Source organism: Sphingomonas panacis, from assembly GCF_001717955.1.
Classification (GTDB): Bacteria; Pseudomonadota; Alphaproteobacteria; order Sphingomonadales; family Sphingomonadaceae; genus Sphingomonas; species Sphingomonas panacis.
This window is the reverse complement of sequence record NZ_CP014168.1, coordinates 3471772-3486629: the sequence shown is the minus strand read 5'-3', so window position 1 is coordinate 3486629 and position 14858 is coordinate 3471772. Positions and strand designations below refer to the sequence as shown.

The 14858-nt window shown below is 63.1% G+C and carries 12 protein-coding genes; 10 read left to right on the top strand and 2 right to left on the bottom strand.

Annotated features, from left to right (window positions below; translation table 11 throughout):
* Positions 1 to 24: 24 nt before the first annotated feature.
* The 4 genes from J0A91_RS15870 to J0A91_RS15855 all read left to right on the top strand — a co-directional run bounded on the left by J0A91_RS15870 (position 25) and on the right by J0A91_RS15855 (position 5767).
* Positions 25 to 2334 (top strand): TonB-dependent receptor, encoded by a 2310-nt coding sequence (locus tag J0A91_RS15870; RefSeq protein ID WP_083224710.1) that lies wholly within the window; start codon positions 25 to 27, stop codon positions 2332 to 2334.
* Positions 2335 to 2538: 204 nt separating this feature from the next.
* Positions 2539 to 3306 carry a GntR family transcriptional regulator gene (locus J0A91_RS15865; protein WP_240502040.1) on the top strand — a complete coding sequence of 256 codons (768 nt, stop codon included), beginning with the start codon at positions 2539 to 2541 and terminating at the stop codon, positions 3304 to 3306.
* A 41-nt stretch (positions 3307 to 3347) separates the two neighbouring features.
* A complete protein-coding gene (locus J0A91_RS15860) occupies positions 3348 to 4415 on the top strand; it encodes a zinc-dependent alcohol dehydrogenase family protein (RefSeq protein ID WP_206364913.1) in 1068 nt (355 codons plus the stop codon).
* Complete coding sequence (locus J0A91_RS15855; RefSeq protein ID WP_069205722.1) at positions 4412 to 5767, top strand: MmgE/PrpD family protein; 1356 nt, start codon at positions 4412 to 4414, stop codon at positions 5765 to 5767. Before J0A91_RS15860 ends, J0A91_RS15855 begins: the two co-directional genes overlap by 4 nt.
* A gap of 31 nt (positions 5768 to 5798) precedes the next feature.
* Here J0A91_RS15855 and J0A91_RS15850 read toward each other — a convergent pair whose 3' ends face one another.
* Both J0A91_RS15850 and J0A91_RS15845 read right to left on the bottom strand, forming a co-directional pair.
* Entirely contained in the window at positions 5799 to 6635 is an 837-nt protein-coding gene (locus J0A91_RS15850) for an SDR family NAD(P)-dependent oxidoreductase (RefSeq protein ID WP_069205721.1), read from the bottom strand.
* Positions 6632 to 6952 carry an REDY-like protein HapK gene (locus tag J0A91_RS15845; RefSeq protein ID WP_069205720.1) on the bottom strand — a complete coding sequence of 107 codons (321 nt, stop codon included), beginning with the start codon at positions 6950 to 6952 and terminating at the stop codon, positions 6632 to 6634. Before J0A91_RS15845 ends, J0A91_RS15850 begins: the two co-directional genes overlap by 4 nt.
* A gap of 161 nt (positions 6953 to 7113) precedes the next feature.
* Between J0A91_RS15845 and J0A91_RS15840 the strand changes: the two genes are divergently transcribed.
* The 6 genes from J0A91_RS15840 to J0A91_RS15815 all read left to right on the top strand — a co-directional run bounded on the left by J0A91_RS15840 (position 7114) and on the right by J0A91_RS15815 (position 14852).
* Positions 7114 to 8256 carry a class I SAM-dependent methyltransferase gene (locus J0A91_RS15840; protein WP_240502039.1) on the top strand — a complete coding sequence of 381 codons (1143 nt, stop codon included), beginning with the start codon at positions 7114 to 7116 and terminating at the stop codon, positions 8254 to 8256.
* On the top strand, positions 8256 to 8615 hold the full coding sequence (locus J0A91_RS15835) for a hypothetical protein (RefSeq protein ID WP_069205718.1): 360 nt from the start codon (positions 8256 to 8258) through the stop codon (positions 8613 to 8615). The genes J0A91_RS15840 and J0A91_RS15835 overlap by 1 nt, the downstream gene beginning before the upstream one ends.
* The gene (locus J0A91_RS15830) at positions 8612 to 9997 is read left to right on the top strand and encodes an FAD-dependent oxidoreductase (RefSeq protein ID WP_069205717.1); all 1386 of its coding nucleotides are present in this window, start codon (positions 8612 to 8614) and stop codon (positions 9995 to 9997) included. Before J0A91_RS15835 ends, J0A91_RS15830 begins: the two co-directional genes overlap by 4 nt.
* Positions 9998 to 10097: 100 nt before the next feature.
* A complete protein-coding gene (locus tag J0A91_RS15825; RefSeq protein WP_083224709.1) occupies positions 10098 to 11717 on the top strand; it encodes an FAD-binding oxidoreductase in 1620 nt (539 codons plus the stop codon).
* Positions 11714 to 12724, top strand: a complete 1011-nt coding sequence (locus J0A91_RS15820) for a zinc-binding dehydrogenase (protein WP_069205716.1) — start codon at positions 11714 to 11716, stop codon at positions 12722 to 12724. Before J0A91_RS15825 ends, J0A91_RS15820 begins: the two co-directional genes overlap by 4 nt.
* A 73-nt stretch (positions 12725 to 12797) precedes the next feature.
* The gene (locus J0A91_RS15815; protein WP_069205715.1) at positions 12798 to 14852 is read left to right on the top strand and encodes a hydantoinase/oxoprolinase family protein; all 2055 of its coding nucleotides are present in this window, start codon (positions 12798 to 12800) and stop codon (positions 14850 to 14852) included.
* Positions 14853 to 14858 lie beyond the last annotated feature (6 nt).

The following is a 14858-nucleotide window of genomic DNA, read 5'->3' as shown; positions in this document are numbered from 1 at the left end:
ACATTCTCAGGGAAGGGCATTCTGATGAACATCAAGCTTAACACATGTGTCTCGCGGTTTGCCATGGCGGCGATCATCGCAACAATGGGAAGTGGTGTTGCCCACGCGCAAGCGACGGAGGATGCTGGCAAAGCGGCGGTGCCGGCTGACAATGGCGGCAATCTCGGGGATATCGTTGTGACGGCGCAACGGCGTCCCGAGCGCGTTCAGGAGATTCCGGTTGCGGTTACCGCGTTTTCGGAAGCGACGATCCGCAACCTGAACCTCAATGATGCGATCTCGGTCTCCAAATACGTGCCGTCAATGATTTCGCAGCACAATGCCGGTCTTGCGACTGCCAACTCCTACTTCCTACGCGGTCTGGGCAATACCCAATCGGCTGCGACCTTCGATCCGCCGGTTGGGACTTACGTCGACGATATTTACGTCGCCCGGCAGAACGCGAATAACTATGCTTTCTTCGATACGGAGCGCGTCGAGGTTCTGCGCGGACCGCAAGGTACTCTGTTTGGCCGCAATACGACCGGCGGCGCGGTTTCGATCATCATGCGCAAGCCATCTGATCGCTATGGCGCAAAGTTCGAAAGCACTTACGGCTCCTATGGCCGTGTGACCTCGAAAGTCAGCGTAGATATCCCCGTCTCCGAGAAGCTGCTCACCAAGTGGTCGGCGTTCTACATCAAGGACGACGGCTATCTGAAGAACATCACCACCGGCGAGCACCTGAACGGCGAAACCAGCTACGGTTTCCGCAGCGACGTTCGCATCCTGGCGACCAGTGAGCTGACGGTTGATCTGTCTGGCGAATACACCAAGAACACCGGTACGTATTTCGGTGTCCGCACCCTGCCGATCGCGTCGAGCAGGTTCCGCACGTCGACGACGCCCGTGTTTTACGAAGCGGCCACCAACATGCGGACAACCAGCTGTAAGGGCGATCCGGTCAATATTCTGCTGTCGACCGGGAATGGCTTGTGCTTGAATTCCGAAAACTACGCGGCGTCGGCGAATGTTTCGTGGGCAACGGATGCTGGTACGCTACAGGGCATCTTCGGCTATCGCAAACAAGACCAAGGGTACATTAACAATTACAGCTCGGGCACCGTAAACAAGTACGCCGGGTTCATCCTGGCGGACAGGATCAAGAACGATCAGTTCTCGGGGGAGCTGAAGTGGTCGAGCGAGTTGATGGATGGCCGCCTGAAATACGTCACCGGCATCTATTACCTCCAGGAAAACAACGCGTTGCAGACGGCGCAGTTTTCGGGAGGCACGACTTCCTACGTTCTCGCTACCACCCGTGCCAACGGCGTGGACTATGGTGTGGACGTTCGGTTCAAGCAGAAGGTCGAGACTGCGGCCGTCTATCTGCAAGCTGACTACGAGCTGGTCGATAACCTCACCGCGACGCTCGGTGCTCGCTACACGTATGAAAAGAAGAACCTCGACTTCTTCTCATCGGATCGTTTCCTCAACCCTGCCTGGAATCACGGCGCGGCAGGCTATACCAGCGACGATGTGCGCGCCGCCGGCATCCCGCTCAGCCAAACCCAGAAGCGCGTGACGCCGCGCGTGGCACTGTCGTACAAGGTCAATCCCAACACGATCGTCTTTGCCTCCGCCACCAACGGCTTCAAGTCGGGCGGCTGGAATGGCACTAACAGCGTTCCCTTCCAGGTGCTTCCCTTCAGGCCGGAAAAGACCTGGTCCTACGAAGGTGGCTTCAAGTCCGACCTGTTCGGGCGCAAGCTGCGCCTGAACGGTACGGTCTATCTGGCCAAGACCACTGACCTGCAGGTTACCTCCGGCATCATTGTTCCGCCATCGACTATCGTGTCGCAGCTTGCCCGCAACGCAGGCACGCTGAGGACGTATGGCTTCGAATGGGAGACGATGTACGCGCCTACGAAGCGGTTCTCTATCTTCGTCAATGGCTCGATCAACCGCGGCAAGTATCTTTCGACAGTGCTGACGCCGGGAGTTCCGGATGCCTCGCAGATCCAAACCTCGACCATACCCCTCCGTGTGCCCAAGTTCCAGGTTGCTGGCGGCGCAACCTACAAGGTGCCGGTGAACGCGCTGGGCGGCGATGTCGGCTTCAGCGGCGCGTATCGTCACAACTCGCCTTACGCGGTGGCTGCGCTCAATACCGCATTCGCACCGACCGAGGATTTCGTCGATCTGAACCTCACCTACGATCATGCCGATGGCAAATGGGGTAGCTCGTTCGGCGTGAGCAACCTCACCAAGCAGGAAACGATCACCGCGAACTTCATCTCGCTGTTCCCGGGCGATCCGCGTCGCTTCACCGGGCGGGTTTGGTTTAACTTTTAAATCCTTCGACTTTCTGTTCGTAACCAAGGGGGCTGCCGCGGGCGGCCCCCTTTTCCGTTTGAACGGCGATACACTACCAACCATCGGACAAGTCGACGCAATCTGGAGGCGCAGGCGCTTGACGCCGACTGGCAAACGCTGAACTAAGCAACAGCCATTCTGGAACGATTGGCGTCCGTTCATAAGACGCCAGAGGAAATAATAGTGATTGATCGGGACGCGGCGGTACCGCTCTACCACCAGATTTACCTTCAACTTCGAGACGAGATCCTGAGCGGTCAGCGTCCCTTCCACAGCGCGCTTCCGACCGAGCAGGAGCTTTCCGACATCTACTCGGTGTCGCGCATCACGGCGCGGAGAGTATTGACTGAACTTGCGCAGCAGCACTTTGTGGAGCGTAAGCGGCGGTTGGGAACCCGGGTCATCTTCGAGTCTCCTACCAAGCCGATGGAAGCCAATATCGACCAGGCGGTGGACTCGCTGCTCGCCTTCGGTCGCAGGACCACGGTCAATGTGATCGAGGTGGCAACCGAGTCGCCGCCGCTCGCGGTCGCCGCCGCTTTGAAAGTGGGTCCGGACGAGAAGGTCGTGCGTGCGGTGAGGGTGCGTAGCTTGGAAGGGTCACCGCTAGGCTATATCGTCAGTTACGTTCCGGCCGCCCTGGCGGACGTCATCACGGCCAAGGCGCTGGCCCGCGCACCGATCCTCAAGATTCTGGAAGAAGCGGGGCACAAGGCGGAGCACGCCGAGCAGACGATCAGCGCGATGCAGGCGGACGGCGTGATCTCGCAAGCGCTGGAGATTGAGGCGCGTGCCGCGCTGCTACGGATCACGCGCACCAGCTACGACGGCGCAAAGACACCTTTCCTGCTGACGTTCGCACATTATCGAGCGGACAAGTTCACCATCCGGCTCGATCTTCAGCATCTGGGCAGCACCGTCACGCCCACTTTGGTGCCGGATGTAAGCTGAGGGGCGTGACAAGGCTTTTAATTGATATATAGAAGATACAAATGAACCGTCAGCTGGGCCGCGTGGCTGGGCTGAGCAAGCGGAGTATCTTCGTGAAAGCATTTGAGATTGGCGAGCAGAATGGCCTCGAATCGCTGACCGCAACGGCCCGGCCGGACCCCGTTGCCGGCCCCGGTCAAGCCGTGATCGCGCCGCGCCTCATCAGCCTCAATAATCGCGATCTACAGATCATTCGGGGGGCGTATGGCGCCAAGAAGCCGACCGGGCGCGTGCCCGTGTCCGAGGGCGTGGGAGACATCGTCGCCGTTGGTGAAGGTGTCACCACCGTAAAGCCTGGGGATCGCGTGATCAGCCCGCACTTTGTGAACTGGGCCGGTGGTGACTTCGGCTATCACGCCTTCGGGTTTGATGTCGGGGTGACGAACGATGGCTGGCTGGCCGAGAAGGTGGTGCTGCCAGCGACCGCCCTAATTCGCGTTCCTGAGGCAATTTCCGACGAAAGCGCGGCGGCCCTGCCGTCGGCCGGGCTCACGGCCTGGAATGCGCTGGTGGAAGTTGGCAAGGTCAAGGCCGGCGACCTCGTACTGTGTCTCGGCACTGGCGGCGTGGCGATCTATGCTCTCAAGATCGCGAAGGCTAACGGCGCGCGGGTCGCGATCACCTCGTCCAGCGACGAGAAGCTGGGGCTGGCGCGCCAGCTCGGTGCCGATATCACTATCAACTACAAGACGCACCCCGAGTGGGCGGCCGAACTGATGGCGCAGACCGGCAACTCCGGCGCGGATATCGTGGTGGAGACGGGTGGTCAGGGCACGCTGGGGCAGTCGATTGCCGCTGCGGCGGTAAACGGTCGCATCGTCATCATCGGCGTCACGGCCGGGCAGGGCATGTCGGTACCGGGCTACGGCACCATCATCGGCAAGAACCTGACGCTCAAGGGCATTGCTAACGGTAGCCGCGAAATGCTGCTGAAGCTGGTCCGCGCGGTCGAGGCGAACAATATCGAGGCCATCGTCAACAAGACCTTTCCATTCGACGAGGCGCCTGCCGCTTATGCCTACTTCGCGGCGGCGGAGCATGTTGGCAAGGTCATGATCTCGCTTCGATGAGACACGCCTCGGACCGGCTCGTCGCCCATGCGTTGAGCGTGTCGTGGACGGATCTTCCGCCGGGCGCCAAGCGCGCGGCGCGCAACTTCCTGCACGACAGCATTGCGGTCGGTATCGCAGGCCGCAATGCCGCGCTCGCCGACGCGGCGTTTGGCGCCGCTCGGATCTGGAGCGGGCAGGGCGGCAACGGGTTGGTGCTTGGCCGGCCCGGTGAGCGGCTTACCACGCCTAACGCGGCCTTCGCCAACGCTTACCAGATCCACGCGCAGGAATATGACTGCGTGCACGAGCCCGCCGTCGCGCATCCGATGGCTAGCGTGCTTGCGGTGCTCCTCGCCGAAGCCGACCGTGCGCCGGTGAGTGGTGCCGATTTTCTGGCCGGCATCGTTGCCGGTGTCGATATCGTGGCGACCCTCGGGGTGGCGGTCAAATCGCCGCTCAAGTTCTTTCGCCCGGCTACGGCGGGTGTTTTCGGGTCGATCGGCGGGCTGAGCCGTATGCGGCGCCTGTCTCCCGGCGTGGCGGGCAACGCATTCGGTTATGGCCTCGCGTTCGCCAGCGGCACGATGCAGGCGCATGTCGAGGGCAAGCCCGCGCTCGCCATCCAGGTCGCTGGCGCCGCCCGCTCCGCGATTGAAGCCGCCGACTTGGCCCGCGCCGGATTCGAGGGACCGCAGGGCTCAATCGATGGTCCGTTCGGGTATTTCTCGCTGTTCGAGGATGAGGCGGAACTGGAGCCAGTCTTAGCTGAGCTCGGCGCACGTCACCGGATCGAGGAAGTGAGCTGGAAGCCGTTCCCCACCGGGCGCGCGGCGCACGGCGCGATCATCGCATTGCGCAGCCTGATGGAACGGGACGGCCTGACGGCCGACAAACTCCAATCCTTCACCTATCGCGCGCCACCGCTGATCCACCGCCTCGTCGGGCGCAGACCGTTCGCGGGCATGAGCGTTGCCTATGCGCGGCTGTGCTTTGCCTGGCTTGGAGCGGTTGTGCTGACGCGCGGCACGATTGATCTGGAGGATTTCGCGCCCGAACGCCTGTCAGATCCCGAACTGCTGGCCCTCGCCGAGCGGATCGTGGTTGAAATCGACGACAATGGCGATCCGGCCGCTTTCGTCCCCGCAATCGGAACCGCGGCGCTGGTGGATGGCACGATCGTCAGCGAAGCGGTGTCACGCCAGTTCGGCTCACCGGAGTGGCCGTTGAGCCGGGAGGAGCACTTGGCTAAAGCGCGGCGCTGTCTGGCATTCGGCGGGCGGGCGCAGGCGCACACCGGTCTGATCGACCTGATCGAACGCTTCGACGAACTGGACGATGTCGCGCTCGCGCTGGCCTCCGTGATCGAGTGAGCCCCTCCCGCACGGGGAAGGGCTCATCGCGTCAATGCGGCTCTTCGCCGCCCGACACGTTCATCGACTCCGCGGTGATGTAGCACGCGCCGTCCTGGCACAGGAACGCGACAGCGTTGGCGGTATCCTCCGGCAGGCCCGGACGGCCCATCGGAATGCGACCGGCCATGTCTGCCATGTACTGCTCGATCGTCTTGCCCTGCTTTTCGGCGAAATATTGGTTTTGCCAGGCGCCGAGCCCCGTCGTCACATGATTTGGGCAGACGTTGTTCACGGTGATCCCGTGAGCGCCCAGTTCCGTCGCGGCGGAGCGGACCAGACCGACCAACCCATGTTTGGACGCGGTGTAGGCCTGCATATTCGGAAAGCCGCTCTTAGCCGCCTGACTCGCAATGTTGACGATCCGTCCGCCGCGACCTTGCGCCACCATGCGCTGGGCGGCGGCCTGCATGCCAAAGAACGCGCCGCTCAGGTTGACGTCGATCACCGCGGACCACTCGTCTTCCGAGACATCCAGCAGCGGCTTGACGATGTAGCCGATGCCGGCATTGTTGACCCAGATGTCGAGGCTGCCATGCGTGGCGACCGCGTGATCGGCTAGTGCTTGCACTTCATCCCGGCGGCGCATGTCACAGGATTTTGCCGAGACCGCGACGCCCTTGGCCCGGATGGCGGCTGCGATCTCTTCCATCTCCGACGACAGGCCGATCATGCTGTCGGGGGTGGCCGCGTCGCGCGAGGCGCCGATGTCGGACAGCACGATGTTGGCGCCGTCCTCGGCGAGGCGCAGCGCGATTGCCTCACCCAAGCCGCCCTTGCGGCCCGAACCGGTGATGACGGCAGTCCTGCCAGCGAGCGGCCCGCTCATGCAGGCTCTCCGGTAACTTGACGGGTGAGAATGAAGGTCGGCGTCGACCACTCGTTGAACTCGGCGGCGATGCGGCCCATCGTTTCGGTCGACGCCTCCTGGCCGAACAGGTCCATGTCGTTGATATCGAGAATTTCGACATAGTCGTACGGCGGCTTGGCGTCACTTCCGAGCAGACCGGTGGACTGGAACAGGGTGAAGCCATCGATCGACTTGAGCGCGTTGACCGTGGGCAGGTCGGTGGTCAGCGCCCAACGCTCGTAATCCGCGGCGCTCTTACCGGGCTTGAGGTTCACCAATACGATAATCCGAGTCATACCTGCTTCATCCTCTTGGCATTCAGGAACTGTGGTGTCATATTGTTATAAAGATATACCAAACCTAAGGAAAGCGGCATCTCGATATGACACTCTCCAATTTGCCTTCCGCCCAGCCTTATGACGGCCCACCCGATTACCGCGTGGTTGGCCGTCACGCGGTGTTCCCGCAGACCAGCCATGACGAGATCGAGCGGATCAACTTCCTGGCGCAAATGAACCGTCACCTTTCGGCCCGCGTTGTTCCAGGCGTGAAGGCGGCGTACGAAAACGAGGTCGCGCCCGCCTTCACCAAGGTGCACGGCCGCCCAATCGCCGACCGGCACGAGGCACGGCGCGCTCTGCTCGAGGACGGCAGCTTTTGTCTGTGGTCGGCGATCCGTCGCATGACGATGGAGCAACGCCAACAGGCGGGCCGCTGGACCGCGATACGGCAGCGCGAGGCCTTGGCGCAGAAGGTTGCGGAACTGACGGACGGTGACGAGCGCCTGAAGCTGAACCCGAATGTGGCGATCCCACGCTATGTCTCGGCGGTGGATCACCACTGCATGCCTGGCAGTTACTACACCGAGGCGTTTCCCGGCGACGTTGCCAACGCAGCCAACTACGATCACGGCAACTTTGTCACCACGGCGGGCCTGCTCGGTAAGTTCGCCGATGGCGGCGGGCACGCCGTGGTCAAGTGGATGAAGCGCAACTACCCCGACTTCAAGCCCGCCACGATCCTGGAGATCGGCGGCACCGTCGGCCATTCCGGTTTGCCGATCGCGCAGGCCTATCCGGAAGCGGAGATGACCATCGTCGATCTTGGCGCTCCGGTGCTTCGCTATGGTTTGGCGCGCGCCAAGTCGTTGGGCGTCGAGAACGTCAGCTTCGTGCAGGCTAGCGGCGAGGATCTGGCGATCTTCCCGGATGCTAGCTTCGACTGGATTCAGACCACGATGTTCCTGCACGAACTGTCAAGCACAGCGCTCGACAACATTCTGCGCGAGACTCGCCGCTTGCTGAAGCCGGGTGGCATCGTCCTGCATGTCGAGCAGCCGCAATACACGCCGGACATGCCGCTATTCGAGCAGACGATGCGTGATTGGGATGCGTTCTACAACAATGAGCCGTTCTGGAGCCGCATGCACGAACTCGACCTCGACCAGCACATGGTCGCTGCCGGGTTCGGGGCCGACACGCTGATCCACGGGGGCGTGACGGCCGTCGTCGACAAGGACCTGTTTCCCGACGCCGCTGACGACGAGACCGAGGACTATGGTCGCAAGGCGGCCTGGCACGTTATTGGGGCGAGCATCTGATGAGCGTGAACGACGCATTGGCCGAAGCCGGCGCCAAAGCCGCCGGCAAGCGCCCGTATTTCCTGGACGAAGAAGTGGAGGCGGTGCTCGCCATCACAATGGCCGCCGTGCAGGAGCTCGCCGTCGCCCGGCAACGGATCGATACGCTGGAGCGCCTGCTGGAAGGCAAGGGCGTGCTCAGCCGGTCCGAGATCGAGACGTATGCGCCCGATCCTTCCGCCGCGATCGAGCGTGCCCTGTCGAACCAGGAGTACATCGCCCGCGTGCTGCGCATCGTGCAGCAGCGCAACGAAGCCAACCAGGCGGTTGGCGACATCGCTTCGGAGGCGGTCGGCAGCGAACTCGGCGCGCGTTCGTGAGCGAAGCGGAAGAGTTCGACTTCTCGGTTCCGGTGCTGATTGCCGGGGCCGGCGCCTGCGGTGCGGTGGCGGCGCTCGCCGCGTTCGATGCAGGCGTGACGCCCTTGGTGATCGAGCGGGATGACCGCCCCGGCGGCTCCACTGGCATGTCGCAAGGCCTGTTCTGCGCGGCGGGCACGCAGTCGCAGCGCGAGCATGGCATTGAGGACAATGCCGATCTCTTCTTCGCCGATATTATCGAAAAAGCACGAGGGCAAACCGACCCGGTGATTGCCCGCGCCCTAGCCGATCACAGCGGGGCGACGCTGGAGTGGCTGCGCGAGGCGCACGGGTTGCCTTGGGAACTCGACCTGCGGTTTCGCGCCTCCTACGGCAACAGCCGCCAGCGGCTCCACGGCTGGCCAGGCAACAGCGGTGCCGAGATGGTGCAGCTGCTGCACCGGCGCATGAGCGATGCCGGGATCGACGTGCTGATGGAGGCCAGGCTGGTCGATATCTACGCGCGCGACGACCGGATACTCGGCGTGGCGATCGAGCGGGCGGACGGAGCAATCGAAAAGATCGGTTGCGACGCGCTGATCCTGGCGTGCGGCGGCTTTGGCGCCAACCGCGAAATGACCAATCGGTACATGCCGGAAACGGCGACGCTCAAGTACAATGGGCACGAGGGTAGCCAGGGCGAGGCGATCGTCGTGGCGCAGCGGCTGGGCGCGGTATTGGCCGATATGGGCAGTTACCAGGGCTATGCCATGCTTACCGATCCGCAGGGCATTTCGGTTCCGCCACCGGTACTGATCGAAGGCGGAGTCATCGTCAACAAATTGGGCGAACGCTTTACCGACGAATCGGCCGACATCGCCGGGATGGTTCACCCGCTGGCACGGCAACCCGATGGCTTGGGTTGGGTGATCTACGACACTCGAATCGAGGAGCGCTGTGCGGCAATCCCGGAACTGGCGCAGCTCATGGCCCTGAACGCGCCAAAGATCGCGGATGACCTCGATGCGCTCGCCGTGCTGACCGGCACCGAGTCATCGCGGCTTCACGAAGCAATCGAAGGGGCGCAGCGCGCAGCCCAGGCGGGAGCAAGGGACCATTTCGGTCGGTCATGGTCGAGCGATCGTCCACCTTCCGAGCCATACCGGGCACTCAAGGTCACCGGCGCGCTTTACCATACGCAGGGTGGCCTGCAGATCGATGGGGCCGCGCGCGTTTTGCGGGACGATGGCACGCCATTCGCAAACCTTTTCGCGGGCGGCGGCTCGGCGCGATCAGTGTCTGGACCGTCCTCATGGGGCTATCTGCCCGCCATGGGCCTCACCACCGCAGTGGTGCTGGGTCGCCTTGCTGGCCAGAGCGCAGCGAGAGCCAGCGTAACCTGACCGAAGCGGGAGTCGATCTCATTTCGAAGCGCTTGCAACGACCGATTTATATGTCATAACTATAGTACATATTCGCGTCGCCACAACTTCAGGGTGAATCATGCAACAGCACGAACTGCCGACAGAGCTATCGAGAACGGATAACCTGCAGGGCTGGTTGGCGGTAATCGTGGGGGACGACAACATTCGCTCCGACGAGGCATCCCGACGGCTGCATAGCGAGGATATCTGGAACCCGGTGGGCCCGGTTGTCGCTCTCATCGCAGCACCCGGCTCGGTCGAAGAGCTTGCCGCCGTGGTCGCTGCCACTCGCGCTGCCGGCTATGCTATAGCACCGCGTGGTGCCGGCATGAGCTACACCGGGGGGTATGTGCCCGCAACGGACCGAACGGTCTCGCTCGACATGTCGCGCATGGACAAAATCGTGCGGATCAGCCGTGAAGACATGACCGTTACCGTACAAGCAGGCGTGACGTGGAAGGGCATGAACGAAGCGCTTGCGCCGCTGGGCCTGCGAACGCCGTTCTGGGGGCCGATGTCGGGCCTCAGTTCCACCGTTGGCGGGGGGATTTCGCAACTCAATGCCATGTTCGGTGCAGGCCATTATGGCACTTCCAGCGAGAGCGTCGTCGCGCTGACGGTGGTCGCTTCCGACGGATCGGTGATCCGCACCGGCGCGCGGGGGCCGGGCGGTGAGACGCCGTTCTATCGCCACTTCGGCCCTGATCTGACCGGCATCTTCTGCGGCGATTGCGGCACGCTGGGGATCAAGGCCGAGATCACCCTGCGCCTCATCACGATGCCCGCATTCGAGGATCATGCCTCGTTCTCGTTCCCGAGCGGCGAGACGCTGCTGGAGGCGATGGCCGAAGTCGCACGCCAGGGCCTTGCGGCCGAGACATGCGCTTTCGATCCGGGGCTGACCATGGTGCGCATGAAACGCGCCTCTCTCACCGCCGACGTGAAAACGCTGAGCGCGGTCGTTGCCAAGGAGAAGAACTTCGGCAAAGGCATCCTGGCCGCGGCCAAGATCGCCATGGGGGGACGCAACTTCATCGCGCCCACCGACTACCCGCTCCACGTAATTTGCGAGGGCCGTTCGAAGGCGGCGGTCGACCACGACATGGCGGCAGTGCGCAAGATCGCGACGCAGTTTGGTGGGGCCGAGATCGAGAACAGCATCGCCAAAGTCATTCGCGCAATGCCGTTCCCGGCGCTCAACTCGATGGTCGGCCCGACCGGCGAAGCCTGGGTGCCGATCCATGGCGTTTGCTCGTTGTCGACTTCGCGGCAGATCTTCGATGAGATCCAGATGCTCTATGCCGAGCGAAAGGCGGAGATGGACGCGCACGGCATCCACACCGGATTCCTGTTCACTACCATGGCAAGCAATGCGATCGTGCTGGAGCCGGTGTTCTTCTGGCCCCAGGGTTGGCGTCCGGTTCATGAGTCCGCCGTCGAGCCGGCGCACCTCGGCCGCTTGCAGCAGCGCCCGCAGAACGAGGAAGCGACCGCACTGGTCACATCTCTCCGCAACGCGGTGGTGGCGATTTTTGAGCGATACGGCACCGGACATTTCCAGATCGGGCGCACCTATCCCTACCGGGAGAGCCGGGACACCATGTCCAAAGCGCTGCTCGACGGAATTAAGGCGATCATGGACCCCGATGGCATGATCAACCCCGGCGTGCTCGGTTTCCCGGCAGGGGGCGACGCATGAGCGGCACGTATCGCGCGATCCAGCTTCAGCGTTTCGCCGAAAGTTTCCGCGCCGCGACGGAAATCGTGACGCTCGATCTGACCGACCCGGCTCCCGGCCAGGTGCTGGTGCGTAATCATTATTGTGGCATCAACGGCATCTTCGACACGCAGATTGCCCGCAATGCGGTGGACTACGTGAAGATCGGCCTGCCGACGCTGACCGGGGTCGAGGCCATAGGCGTCATCGTAGCCGTCGGCGAGGGTGTGGCAGACTTCGCGGTTGGGGATGCCGTCGTAACGACGCGCTTTCCCGGCGGGTATCGTGAATGGAATCTGGCCGATCAGGGCCATTTCGTGAAGGTGCCGGAACTCGCACCCGAGTGGCTGGCGCTGGCCTCGACCGGCGTCTCGGCTGCGATGGCGCTCGAGTATATCGGCGCGGTGGAGGACGGCGAAACGGTCGCCATTTCGGCCGCGGCGGGCGGGCTGGGCCACTTCATGGTGCAGCTTGCGGCGCAGCGTGGCTGCCACGTCGTTGCCGTCTGTGGTGGTTCCGACAAGGCCGCGTTCGCGCGCGATCTCGGCGCGGCTCGGGTGATCGACTATCGCTCGGAGTCCGTGACCGATATTCTCGCGGTCGAATACCCGGACAAGCTGGACGTAGCGATCGATACGGTAAGCGGCACGATCTTTGACGCGTTTCTCAAGAACGTGGCGCCGCATGGGCGCGTGGTGGTCGGCGGCGCGGCGGCAGACCTCGAGGGCCGGCCCGAGATCGTGACGCAACCGCGGATCGCGCATAGCCTCTATTACAAGGGCGCCTCGGTGCGCGGCTTTATGAACGGACTGCTGACCGAACAATGGCCGGCAGCACGCGAGCGCGTGTTCTCGGCTTACAGTTCCGGTGATCTCAAGGTCCGTTTCGACGATCGTAAGTTCACCGGGTTGGAAGGCATTTTCGACGGAATTGAGCGCCTCCTTTCCGGCCAGTCGATCGGCAAGGTCATCGTGGACCTGCGCCCGTGACACTGACTCACGTCATGAACCAAGGCGGCGCGACCATTTCCTCTTCCATTTCAGTCATTCGCAAGGATCGCCCATGGCTTATCGGCTAGGTGTTGATGTCGGTGGTACGTTCACCGACCTGTTGCTGTTCAAGGAAGATACCGGTGCCTTCTGGCGCCACAAGACGCCGTCTACTCCGCACGACAGTTCCGAGGGTATCCTCAACGGACTGAACGCGGTGTGCGAGAAGGCAGGTATCATCCCCGCCGACATCGAGGTGTTCCTGCACGGCACGACGGTTGCCACCAACGCCGTACTGGAGGGCAAGGGCGCCCGCGTCGGCTTGATCGTGACGCAGGGATATCGCCAGGTCATGCAGATCGCCCGCAGCTTCGTGCCGGGCGGGCTCGCCGGCTGGATCGTCTGGCCCAAGCCCGCGCCGATGGCCGCGCTGGAAGACACCGTCGAGATCAAGGGGCGCATGACAGCGCGAGGGGAGGAACTGCGCCCGATCGACGACGAAGACATTCGCGCGGCATTGCGCAAGCTAAAGGCGCAGGGCGTCGAGGCGCTGACGGTCAGCTTGATGAACGCGTACCTGAACGGCGTGCATGAGGCGCGCGTCGGTGAGCTCGCGGCTGAGATCATGCCGGACATTCCGGTCTCGCTCAGCCACATCGTCCTGCCCGAAATGCAGGAGTACGAACGAACCCTGACGACTGTTGCCAATGCGGCCGTCCGCCCCGCGGTGGGACGCTATGTGCGTAGCTTGCGCAATCAGCTCCGAAATGCAGGGATGGCCGGCAAGCTGTCGCTGTTGCGTTCGGACGGCGGGTTGATGACGTCCGAGAAGTCGGAAGAGCATCCGGTCTCGCTGCTGATGTCGGGTCCGGCAGGCGGCGTCACCGGAGCGATCTGGGTCGGTAAGAACAGTGGCATCCGCAACATACTGACGCTCGACGTCGGCGGTACTTCGACCGATGTCGCGCTGATCGAAAACCTGGAAGCGCGCCGCGTACGCACAACCGAAGTCGGCCATCTTGCGGTGCGCGCCTCCGCGCTGGACGTGAAGACGGTGGGCGCGGGTGGCGGATCGATCGCCTATGTGCCTGAGTTGACCGGTGCGCTGCGGGTCGGTCCGCAGTCTGCCGGCGCGGTGCCGGGTCCGGTGGCTTACGGCAAGGGCGGCACCCTGCCTACCGTGACCGACGCCAACGTGGTGCTGGGCTACCTGCCCGAAGCGCTGCTCGGCGGCACCTTCAAGCTCGACCGCGAGGGCTCGATCAAGGCCGTGCAGGGCATTGCCGATGCGCTCAAGATCGACCTGTACGCTGCCGCGCGCGGCATCATCGACATTGTCAACGAGAACATGTTCGGCGCGCTGCGCATGATCTCGGTTCAGCAAGGCTATGACCCGCGCGACTTCGCGCTGATGGGCTTTGGCGGCGCTGGCCCGCTCCACGTAAACGCGGTCGCGCGCCTGATGGGGAGCTGGCCGGCGGTCTCGCCCGTCTCCCCCGGCGTGCTGTGCGCGCTCGGCGATGCGACGACGCGGATGCGAACCGAGACCGCGCGCTCGTTCTCGACCCTAGCGTCGAAGACTACGGCGGATGCGCTGCTCGCCGTGCTGGCCGAAATGGAGCAGCAGATCCGCGAGGAACTCCGTGCAGAGGGCGTGGCCGAGAGCGACATCGACGTCGTGTTCGAAGTCGACGTGCGCTATTCGGGACAGGCGTTCGAAGTTCCGATGGAAGTTACCATCGACCAGCTCGGCGAGAAGGGTATCGCCGCCCTGACCGAGCGCTTCGACGACGAACATCGCCGCCTGTTCACCTTCAACATGGATAGCGAGCACGAGATCGTGAACTTGCGTGCGGTGGCGCTGGGCCAGGCGCTCGATCTGCCGGCAGCGCGCTTGCCCGAAGGCAACGGCGATCCATCTGAAGCCAAAGTGCGCGACCACCAGCTCTACATGGACGGCCGCATGCAGCCAGCGGTGATCTACGATCGCGCCAAGCTGAAGGCCAAGGACGTTATCACGGGGCCGGCCATCGTCATCGAAATGGATTCCACCACGCTGATCGAAGCCGATTGCGTGGCCACCGTCGATGGCGTGGGCAACATCCTCATCACTCTCGCCGACGCCTGATCGAAG

What these genes read in the sequence shown, in the direction of transcription:
- J0A91_RS15855 (WP_069205722.1), top strand. Translation starts at nt 4,412, where the DNA reads ATGAGACACGCCTCGGACCGGCTCGTCGCCCATGCGTTGAGCGTGTCG.
- J0A91_RS15825 (WP_083224709.1), top strand. Translation starts at nt 10,098, where the DNA reads ATGCAACAGCACGAACTGCCGACAGAGCTATCGAGAACGGATAACCTG.
- J0A91_RS15845 (WP_069205720.1), bottom strand. Translation starts at nt 6,952, where the DNA reads ATGACTCGGATTATCGTATTGGTGAACCTCAAGCCCGGTAAGAGCGCC.
- J0A91_RS15860 (WP_206364913.1), top strand. Translation starts at nt 3,348, where the DNA reads ATGAACCGTCAGCTGGGCCGCGTGGCTGGGCTGAGCAAGCGGAGTATC.
- J0A91_RS15835 (WP_069205718.1), top strand. Translation starts at nt 8,256, where the DNA reads ATGAGCGTGAACGACGCATTGGCCGAAGCCGGCGCCAAAGCCGCCGGC.
- J0A91_RS15850 (WP_069205721.1), bottom strand. Translation starts at nt 6,635, where the DNA reads ATGAGCGGGCCGCTCGCTGGCAGGACTGCCGTCATCACCGGTTCGGGC.
- J0A91_RS15820 (WP_069205716.1), top strand. Translation starts at nt 11,714, where the DNA reads ATGAGCGGCACGTATCGCGCGATCCAGCTTCAGCGTTTCGCCGAAAGT.
- J0A91_RS15815 (WP_069205715.1), top strand. Translation starts at nt 12,798, where the DNA reads ATGGCTTATCGGCTAGGTGTTGATGTCGGTGGTACGTTCACCGACCTG.
- J0A91_RS15870 (WP_083224710.1), top strand. Translation starts at nt 25, where the DNA reads ATGAACATCAAGCTTAACACATGTGTCTCGCGGTTTGCCATGGCGGCG.